The sequence below is a fragment of the Pseudomonas fuscovaginae SE-1 genome (assembly GCF_000364705.1).
Taxonomy (GTDB): domain Bacteria; phylum Pseudomonadota; class Gammaproteobacteria; order Pseudomonadales; family Pseudomonadaceae; genus Aquipseudomonas; species Aquipseudomonas fuscovaginae_A.
On the sequence record NZ_AQOH01000076.1, the window covers coordinates 1 to 8199 of the forward strand.

General features: G+C 62.6%; 10 protein-coding genes and 1 pseudogene. 6 read left to right on the forward strand and 5 right to left on the reverse strand.

Going from position 1 to position 8199, the window contains the following annotated elements; translation table 11 throughout:
* A pseudogene (locus tag K675_RS30505) lies at window positions 1-211 on the reverse strand (GlxA family transcriptional regulator); the annotation flags it as partial.
* A gap of 108 nt (window positions 212-319) precedes the next feature.
* Between K675_RS30505 and K675_RS0108895 the strand changes: the two are divergent.
* The 3 genes from K675_RS0108895 (at window position 320) to K675_RS0108905 (ending at window position 3242) form a co-directional block, all read left to right on the forward strand.
* Window positions 320-1117: an SDR family NAD(P)-dependent oxidoreductase gene (locus K675_RS0108895; protein ID WP_017903165.1), complete on the forward strand. Its 798-nt coding sequence runs from the start codon at window positions 320-322 to the stop codon at window positions 1115-1117.
* Between the two features lie 28 nt (window positions 1118-1145).
* On the forward strand, window positions 1146-1910 hold the full coding sequence (locus K675_RS0108900) for an SDR family oxidoreductase (protein ID WP_017903166.1): 765 nt from the start codon (window positions 1146-1148) through the stop codon (window positions 1908-1910).
* 195 nt (window positions 1911-2105) lie between these two features.
* A complete protein-coding gene (locus K675_RS0108905; protein ID WP_017903167.1) occupies window positions 2106-3242 on the forward strand; it encodes an L-dopachrome tautomerase-related protein in 1137 nt (378 codons plus the stop codon).
* A 15-nt stretch (window positions 3243-3257) separates the two neighbouring features.
* On the opposite strand, the gene K675_RS0108910 is transcribed toward K675_RS0108905, so the two are convergent.
* Window positions 3258-4334, reverse strand: coding sequence for an endonuclease/exonuclease/phosphatase family protein (locus K675_RS0108910; protein ID WP_026145046.1), 1077 nt, complete (start codon window positions 4332-4334; stop codon window positions 3258-3260).
* Window positions 4335-4421: 87 nt separating this feature from the next.
* Window positions 4422-5084 (reverse strand): YciC family protein, encoded by a 663-nt coding sequence (locus K675_RS0108915; protein ID WP_017903169.1) that lies wholly within the window; start codon window positions 5082-5084, stop codon window positions 4422-4424.
* Between the two features lie 180 nt (window positions 5085-5264).
* Here K675_RS0108915 and K675_RS0108920 point away from each other — a divergent pair, with 180 nt between their 5' ends.
* The 3 genes from K675_RS0108920 to K675_RS0108930 all read left to right on the forward strand — a co-directional run bounded on the left by K675_RS0108920 (window position 5265) and on the right by K675_RS0108930 (window position 7344).
* Window positions 5265-6023 (forward strand): DUF2076 domain-containing protein, encoded by a 759-nt coding sequence (locus K675_RS0108920; protein WP_017903170.1) that lies wholly within the window; start codon window positions 5265-5267, stop codon window positions 6021-6023.
* 202 nt (window positions 6024-6225) lie between these two features.
* Window positions 6226-6705 carry an NYN domain-containing protein gene (locus tag K675_RS0108925; RefSeq protein ID WP_017903171.1) on the forward strand — a complete coding sequence of 160 codons (480 nt, stop codon included), beginning with the start codon at window positions 6226-6228 and terminating at the stop codon, window positions 6703-6705.
* Window positions 6706-6732: 27 nt separating this feature from the next.
* Window positions 6733-7344, forward strand: coding sequence for a 3'-5' exonuclease (locus tag K675_RS0108930; RefSeq protein ID WP_017903172.1), 612 nt, complete (start codon window positions 6733-6735; stop codon window positions 7342-7344).
* 33 nt (window positions 7345-7377) lie between these two features.
* Here K675_RS0108930 and K675_RS0108935 read toward each other — a convergent pair whose 3' ends face one another.
* The gene (locus K675_RS0108935) at window positions 7378-7719 is read right to left on the reverse strand and encodes a type II toxin-antitoxin system RelE/ParE family toxin (protein ID WP_017903173.1); all 342 of its coding nucleotides are present in this window, start codon (window positions 7717-7719) and stop codon (window positions 7378-7380) included.
* Window positions 7716-7952 carry a type II toxin-antitoxin system Phd/YefM family antitoxin gene (locus K675_RS0108940; protein WP_017903174.1) on the reverse strand — a complete coding sequence of 79 codons (237 nt, stop codon included), beginning with the start codon at window positions 7950-7952 and terminating at the stop codon, window positions 7716-7718. Before K675_RS0108940 ends, K675_RS0108935 begins: the two co-directional genes overlap by 4 nt.
* Between the last annotated feature and the right edge of the window lie 247 nt (window positions 7953-8199).

Below are 8199 nucleotides of genomic sequence, written 5' to 3' on the forward strand. Positions count from 1 at the left end.
CCATCCAGCTGTCGGCGAGGCCGGGCTTGCCCAGCGCCAGCGTGTCGATCTGCATGCCCAGGGACGAGCGCACCAGGCCTCCCGCCAATGAGAAGTTCTGGATCCGGTAGACCGGTTCCCCCGCGACCAGGTTGGCGAACTCGAAAACCGCCTGGGTGGCCAGGGACATGACCTGAAAACCGTCGGTCAGCAGATAGCCCACTCGGTGCATGGCAATGCTCCTGTTTTGATGTCCTGAAAAACTACCATATACGTCGTTTAAGACATAGGCGACTTTCCGCATCATGGCTCCAGTCCCCACACATGACGGAGCAGGAACATGACTCAGGAACACAAGGGTACCGCCCTCATCACTGGCGCTTCCACCGGCATCGGTTCGATCTATGCCGAGCGCCTGGCGCGCCGCGGTTACGACCTGGTGCTGGTCGCCCGCAATCGCGATCGCCTCAACAGCCTGGCCAGCCGCATCACCACCGATACCCAGCGCAATGTCGAAGTCTTCCCGGCGGACCTGGGCAATCCGCAGGATCTGTCCCGGGTCGAGCGCAAGCTGCGTGAAGACGCCAGCATCACCCTGCTGGTGAACAACGCCGGTATCGGCACCCATACCAGCCTGCTGGAAAGCGATGTGGAACGGATGGCCGAGATGATCAGCCTCAACGTCACCGCGCTGACCCGCCTGACCTACGCCGCGGTACCGGGCTTCATCGCCCGCCGGCAGGGCGCACTGATCAACATCTCGTCGATCGTCAGCCTGGCGCCGGAACTGCTCAATGGCGTGTACGGCGGCAGCAAGGCGTATGTCACCGCCTTCAGCCAGTCGCTGCACAAGGAGCTGTCCGCGCAGGGCATCAAGGTCCAGGCCGTCCTGCCCGGCGCCACCGCGACCGACTTCTGGCAGATCGGCGGCCTGCCGGTGGAAAACCTCGACCCGGGCATCGTGATGTCGGCCGCCGACCTGGTCGACGGCGCCCTGCAGGACTTTGACCGGGACGTGCTGATTTCCATCCCGTCGCTGCATGACCTGCAACCGTTCGAACAGTACGAAACCAGCCGGCGGGCACTGTTCGGCCAGCTTTCCAGCAACCGCCTGGCACCTCGCTACAACACCCACTGATCCCCGTTCATTCAGAAGGACACGACCCATGAAACTCAGCGCAAACACCCTCTTCATCACCGGCGGCACTTCGGGTATCGGCCGGGCCCTGGCCGAGGCGTTCCACCAGCGTGGCAACCAGGTCATCATCGCCGGCCGGCGCCAGGCCCTGCTGGACGAGATCGCCCGGGCCAACCCGGGGATCGACACCATCCAGCTGGATATCAACGATCCGCAGCAGATCAAGGCGGTCGCCGGGGAAGTCATTCGCCGCCATCCGTTGCTGAACGTGGTCATCAACAACGCCGGCATCATGCCCTTCGACAATCCTGGCTCCGGTGACTACGACGATGAGCAGGCCGTAGGCCTCCTGCAAACCAACCTGCTCGGCCCGGTGCGGATCAGCGCGGCTTTCGTCGAGCATCTCAAGCGCCAGCCCGAGGCGTACATCATCAACAACAGTTCGGTACTGGCCTACCTGCCACTGGCGGCCACGGCCCTGTATTCGGCGACCAAGGCCGCGATCCACTCCTACTCGCTGTCGCAGCGTTTTGCGCTGCGTGATACCGGCGTCAAGGTCCTGGAAATCGCGCCGCCGTGGGTGGACACCGACCTGATCCACAAGAGCGGCGACGAGCGTGCCATGCCGCTGGACGACTTCATCCGCGAAACCCTGGCCAAGCTCGAAACCGCGACCACCGAAGTGCTGGTGGACCGGGTCGTGCCGCTGCGCGCCAACCAGGGCCAGCACGAACATGAACTGATCCACCAGTTCAACCTGTCGCTGGTCGACAACCCGATTCCTGTTGCCTGAGCTGGCGGGCACCTGCGGTGTTCCGGCAGGTGCCCGAGCATTTTCAATGAAACGTTGAAGGTCTTGTCCCCATCAGGCGGTTTTTTCGATTGAACGGCACGGATAGCCTGCCACCACTCCCGTTCTGTCGGTGCCAGTCTCTGACGAGGTGGCGGGGTTCCCGACAGTGTCCACTCGAAGTTCAGGAAATCGAATATGAAAGCCCTCTTCAAGGTTGCAAGCCTCGCGCTGGCCATTTCCGCCAGCGCTTTCTCTTTCGCCGCCCCGGCCGCTCCCGAACAGGTCTACGCGTTCGACGGGGCCATGCCAACGGGGGTGACGGTGACGGAAACCGGAAGGATCTTCGTCAACTTCCCGCGCTGGGGCGACAACGTCGAGTTCACCGTGGCGGAGATCGTCGACGGCAAGCTGGTCGCCTACCCGAACCGGTCGATCAACGTCGCAGACCCCAAGGATCCAGCAGCCGGTTTCATCAGTGTGCAGAGTGTGGTCGCCGATGGCCGGGGCCGGCTCTGGGTACTCGACACCGCCGCTCCCGGGTTTTCCCAGCCCAGGGCCGGGGGCGCCAAGCTGGTGGCGATCGACCTGGCCTCCAACCAGGTGGTGAAGACGCTGGTGTTCCCCGCCGACGTCATCCTGCCCAGTACCTATGTGAACGATGTGCGCTTCGACTTTCGCGTCGGCCAGGCCGGTGTCGCCTATGTGACCGACTCTTCCGTCAGCGGCCCCGGCGGGATCATCGTGGTCGACCTTGCCAGTGGCAGCGCCAGCCGACGCCTGAGCGGCGCGAAATCCACTTCGGTCGACCCGTCCTTCGTCCCGATGATCGAGGGCAAGCCGGCCCTGATCACCCGTGACGCCCAGGGGGGTACCCGCCTCCTCAAGGTCGCTTCCGATGGCATCGCCCTGTCGAGCGATGGCAGGACCTTGTACTTCTGCCCACTGTCGAGCCGGCACCTCTATTCGATTTCCACTGCGTTGCTGCGTGACGCCAGCGTGAGTGAGACCGAGTTGGAGAAGGCGGTCGTCGACCTGGGGGAAAAGGGTGCCTCGGATGGTCTCGAGGCGGATGCCAGCGGTTCGGTCTATGCCGGCGACTACGAACACGATGCCATCCGTCAGCGCCTGCCCGACGGGCACTGGCGGACCATCGTCCAGGACCCGCGGGCGCAGTGGCCGGACACCCTGTCGATCGGGCCGGACGGCTATCTCTACTTCACCGCCAACCAGTTGCATCGCTCGCCCGGCTTCAATGACGGGCAGGACAAGCGGGAAAAACCCTACCGGCTGATGCGGGTGCGGATCGACGCCAAGCCGGCGGCGACGCATTGAGGCGGCTGCATGCCGCTATTGGCCGGCCGGCAGCAGGAACCGCGCCACCAGCGGCAGGTGATCGGAGATCTTCAGCGTATCGTCCTGCCGCACCCGGGCTTGCACCCGGCGCATCTTCGCGCTGTAGAAGATGTAGTCGAGCGTGCGGTCCGGGCCGCTGATGGCGGGGTTGTTCGGATAGAAGGTCAGCCACTGCTCGCGGTCGATCCCGCTGGCTTCGTTGTTGCTCGGGATCATCGGGTACTTGTCCCACAGCACATGCAGCTCGCTGTCCGCCGAATAGCCGCCGCGCAACTGCGCCGGCAGGCGCAGGTACTGGCCCAGGGGCAGCAGGTTGAAATCGCCGCCGATCAGCCAGGGCGTGCCCCGGCTTTCGAGCTTGTCCAGCAGTTCGATGGTCGCCTGCACCTGGCGCAGCTGGGTGTCGTTCTGGGCGAAGGACGCCAGTTGGGTGTTGATCACCGCCAGTTGATCGCCATTGCTCATCGGCAGGTAGTTGAGCAGCAGCGCCGGGCGGGGCTGGAACTGGCGTGCGATCAGGTTGGCCGGGCCGAGAGGCAGTTGCAGGCGCTCGGCATGTTCGACCTGGTAGCGGCTGAGAATCGCCAGCTTGCGGCCGACGCTGCCGAGGATATGCCTGTCGGGCACGAAGTCGGCTTTCCAGTCGAAGGCCTGCGTGCTGCACGGGTAGAGGTCGGCGACCCGTTCCTGAAGCAGCTTGAGCTGATCCTGGTAGGCGCTGGCCTTGGCGTTGTCATCGACTTCCTGAAGCAGCACGAGGTCCGGCTGTTCGTCACGAATCACCCGCGAGACTTCATCGAGGCTGAAGGCCATGTCGGCCAGCGTCGGGCGCTCATCCTTGCCGTCGGCCGTTTCGTACCAGAACACGTAGCGCTTGCCGGCCAGGTACTGGACGTTCCAGGTCATCACCTTGAGCGCCTGGCCAGCGACCAGCACCGGTGCCTGGGCGGTGCAACTGACGGGCAGGGTTTCCTTGTCGGCGGGGCGCCAGGTCAGGCTGTAGAGGGCGAGGCCGAGCAGGGCGGTGATCAGGACGAGGCTCAGCGATGTGTAACGCAATAAACGGGTCATGGGCACGGCTTACGACGCTGCAGTGGATTTGGGAGCATATCCGACGACCTTGTTGCGGTTAAGCCCCTCTCCCTGGGGGCTGTCCGCTCAGTCCCGGTCAGCCTTTTCGCTGATCAGCATATACAGACGGAAGAGCACGACGCTGGTAAACAGTTGTAAAAAACTGTGCGCGCTGTCGATGAGCACCGTCAGCAGCGGGTTCTGCGGCTCCGGGTAGAGATTGGCGCTCAGCCCCTTGAGCAGCCACAGCGGTGTCATGACGCAGAGTATGCAGGTGAAGGTCAGCCAGAAATTGCCGCGGCTGAGATTGAAGCTCTCCTTCATCGCCCGCAGCGGCTCGCTCCTGTTCAGCACCAGCCGGTATTCGGCGAAGGCCAGCACCACGGTCAGCCAGATGCCGGGCAGGAAATACAACGACAGGCCCAGCACGGTTGCCACGGTGGTGGTCGCGGCCAGCAGGGCCATGCGTGGCCACAGGCTCACGGCCGCCGCCAGCAGCACGCGGTTGGCGGGGGCCTCTCCACGGGTGCGGGCGTCGAGGAACAGGATCAGGGCGGCGGTGTACAACGGGTAGACCACCAGCCCGGCCAGCAGGTCGTAGGTGGGCGGGGCATCGGGGCCGATGGCGTTGTCCAGCAGGTGCTGGAGCACGGTTTCGAGTACCACCAGGGGCAGGCAGAGCTGGGCGATCCGGCCCAGGTTGCGGCGAAAGAAATACAGGGAGTCGCGCAGTACGGTGAACGGAGTCATGGGGTCGCTATCAAGGTCAAAGCAAGGTGACACTTTAACCGAAGCGGCTGATCGACATTCAAATGTAAACGTTGCGTAAGGATCATTGAAACTTCCCGCAACAACCCCATAACTGATGTACGTCCCTGCCACCGTTGGCCAGGACGACCGATTTCTACCCGGCAATCTGATGAGGTCGCCATGAATAGCGAAGAGCAAACCCTGATCGATGGACTGTTTTCACGGTTGCAACAAGCCGAAAAGGATTCAGCCCCGCGTGACGCCCAGGCCGAGGCGCGGATCAAGGAGCATCTGACGCGCCAGCCGGCTGCGCCGTACTACATGACTCAATCGATCCTGGTGCAAGAGCACGCGGTCAAGAGTCTCGACGAGCAGAACAGGCAACTGCAGGCCCAGGTCCAGCAACTCCAGGCTGAACTGCAACAGGCCCGCGCCCAGGGCGGGGCGCCGGCGCAGAGCAGCGGCGGCTTCCTGTCGAGCCTCTTCGGCGGTGGCAATCGCGAACCCGCACCTGCACCGAGCAGTTCGGGCGGCGGCTGGCGCGAGCCGGCGCGGCCAGCCTTCAATGCCCCGCCACAGCAGAACTACAACCCGCCGCCCAGCAACTACGCGCCACAGCAGGCGGCCCCGGCCGCGCCGATCGGCAGTGGTTTCCTCGGTGGTGCGCTGAAAACCGCCGCGGGCGTCGCCGGTGGCGTGATGCTGGCCGAGGGCATCAGCAGCCTGTTCCATCACAACCAGCAACAGCCGCAGATCATCGAGGAAATCATCGAGCCCGCGCCGATGAGTAACAACGATGGCTGGGGCAATGGTGGTGGCTGGAACGACGAGCAACGCATGGCCAACAACGATTCCTGGGGCAACAACGACCAGGGCGGTTTCCTCGACAGCGACTACAGCGACGACAGCTCTTTCTCTGACGACGATTCCTACGTCTGACCCACCCGCCATCCGGGACGCCAGCGCGCCCCGGGTGGCCTTCATTGCCGTACGACAACCCGTTTTCCCGCGTCATCGCCGAGCAGGCGCGGGCGTTGATTGTTCGCGGAACCTTCCCCCATGCTGGCATACTGGGCACCTGCTCGCCCTCGAGGTGTCCGTCAGCCCGTCAGTCGCATCTGCGCCGTCATGAGGATTCGCGGTGAAGAAAATCGCAGTGTTCGCCGATGTGCAGAACCTCTATTACACCGTTCGCCAGGCCTATGGTTGCCACTTCAACTATGCCGCCCTGTGGGCCGATATCAGTCGGCGCGGAGAGATCGTCGAGGCCTATGCCTATGCGATCGACCGGGGCGACAGCAGGCAGCAGCAGTTCCAGCAGATCCTGCGCAACCTGGGTTTCACGGTGAAACTCAAGCCGTACATCCAGCGCAGCGATGGCTCGGCCAAGGGCGATTGGGACGTGGGCATCACCCTCGACATCATGGATGCCGCGCCGAACGTCGACGAGGTGGTGCTGGCTTCCGGCGATGGCGATTTCGACCTGTTGCTCGAACGCATCATCGCCAAGCATGGAGTCGAGGCGGTGGCCTACGGCGTGCCGGGGTTGACGGCCAACTCGCTGATTCGCGCGGCGAGCCGCTACGTGCCGATCGAAGGCGCGTTGCTGCTGAAAAACTGAACAACCGATCATTGAAAGGGCAGCGCTTTGGAACGTATTGCGGTCATCGACTTTGAAACCACTGGCATCTCGCCGAGCAGCAGTTGCCGGGCGACGGAAATTGCCGTGGTCATCCTGGAAGAGGGGCGCATCGTCGACCGTTACCAGAGCCTGATGAACGCCGGCGTGCGAGTGCCGGCGTTCATCGAACAACTGACCGGCATCAGCAACGCCATGCTGCGCACGGCACCCTCGGCCGAGCGGGTGATGAACGAGGTCAACGAATTCGTTGGCATCACGCCGCTGCTGGCGCACAACGCGGCGTTCGACCAGAAGTTCTGGGACTATGAGCTGTCGCGGATCAAGCGCACCCGCCTGCAGAACTTCGCCTGCTCGCTGCTGCTGGCGCGCCGTCTGATGCCGGCGGCGCCGAACCACAAGCTCGGCACCCTGACGACTTATGCACAGCTACCGAACACTGGCAAGGCGCACCGGGCGATGGCCGATGCCGAGATGGCGGCGAACCTGCTGGCGCACATGGCCGGGGAACTGCGTGACAAGCATGGGCTGCGGGAGTTGTCCCATGACTTGCTGTGCAAGCTGCAGAAGGTGCCGGCGGCGAAGGTGGGGGAGCACTTGAAGCGGTATCGGGGAGCCTGAGTCAAACCAGGAGGAGTGTTGCCCGAAGACTCGTCAATCGAGATCTTTGATCAGGCAGTAATGCACCAGCCAATCCCTCACGTTTTGTGCCTGATTCAATACCAGGTGCACAACGGCTGTGTCGCTGGCGGCGTCATGGCTGTAGATAACCCGATAAGGGTTGTAATTCAGTTCTCGATACTGAATGGCCCCCAGTTCCGCAGCTTGCAGGCAGAGCTGTCCGGATTCCGGGTGATCGTTGAGTCGCTGTTCTACTTTATCTTCCAGTTCCCCGAAGTACTTCGAGGCGGCTTGAGCGCCAACCTTGTCGGCCAGATAGAGTTCCTGCGTGTCGATCGAGCGAATGGCGGCGTGGGTGAAAACCGTACGGGTCATTTTCTGGCTCTACGAGCGCGCATTTCGTCAGCCGTCAGGAACTTGCCTTCGGCATATTCGCGAGAGCTGATAGCCAGTAGCTTGACCAGCGCCAAGGCTTCGTCCCGGCGGATACGATCTTCATAGGACTCGACGACATAAGCAGGCTTGCCGTTCTGTGTAACGATCATCGGTTCTTGAAGATCCAGATCGGATGCATGAGCTTTCAGGTAACTGATTGTCTCGACGCGCATGAGCGATTGTCTCCATCGGGGTGCGAACGGTGTGGTGGATGATCAGGCTGGGCCGGATGATCCATGACTAGTATGAACTTAATTCAGTCCGAATTTGAACCGTTCGTAAGGTTCTGTGCAAATTTGAACCGGGCGTGCCTTGGTGTCTGTGAGATTCCGTCTCTATGTCGCTTTCAGCCAGAGGTACCCATGCTGGAGTTTCATTGATCGTGTCCCTAGAAGTGGTGTAACTGAACCAACCGAAGGC

What these genes read in the sequence shown, in the direction of transcription:
- K675_RS0108895 (WP_017903165.1), top strand. Translation starts at nt 320, where the DNA reads ATGACTCAGGAACACAAGGGTACCGCCCTCATCACTGGCGCTTCCACC.
- K675_RS0108915 (WP_017903169.1), bottom strand. Translation starts at nt 5,084, where the DNA reads ATGACTCCGTTCACCGTACTGCGCGACTCCCTGTATTTCTTTCGCCGC.
- K675_RS0108905 (WP_017903167.1), top strand. Translation starts at nt 2,106, where the DNA reads ATGAAAGCCCTCTTCAAGGTTGCAAGCCTCGCGCTGGCCATTTCCGCC.
- K675_RS0108910 (WP_026145046.1), bottom strand. Translation starts at nt 4,334, where the DNA reads ATGACCCGTTTATTGCGTTACACATCGCTGAGCCTCGTCCTGATCACC.
- K675_RS0108940 (WP_017903174.1), bottom strand. Translation starts at nt 7,952, where the DNA reads ATGCGCGTCGAGACAATCAGTTACCTGAAAGCTCATGCATCCGATCTG.
- K675_RS0108900 (WP_017903166.1), top strand. Translation starts at nt 1,146, where the DNA reads ATGAAACTCAGCGCAAACACCCTCTTCATCACCGGCGGCACTTCGGGT.
- K675_RS0108935 (WP_017903173.1), bottom strand. Translation starts at nt 7,719, where the DNA reads ATGACCCGTACGGTTTTCACCCACGCCGCCATTCGCTCGATCGACACG.
- K675_RS0108920 (WP_017903170.1), top strand. Translation starts at nt 5,265, where the DNA reads ATGAATAGCGAAGAGCAAACCCTGATCGATGGACTGTTTTCACGGTTG.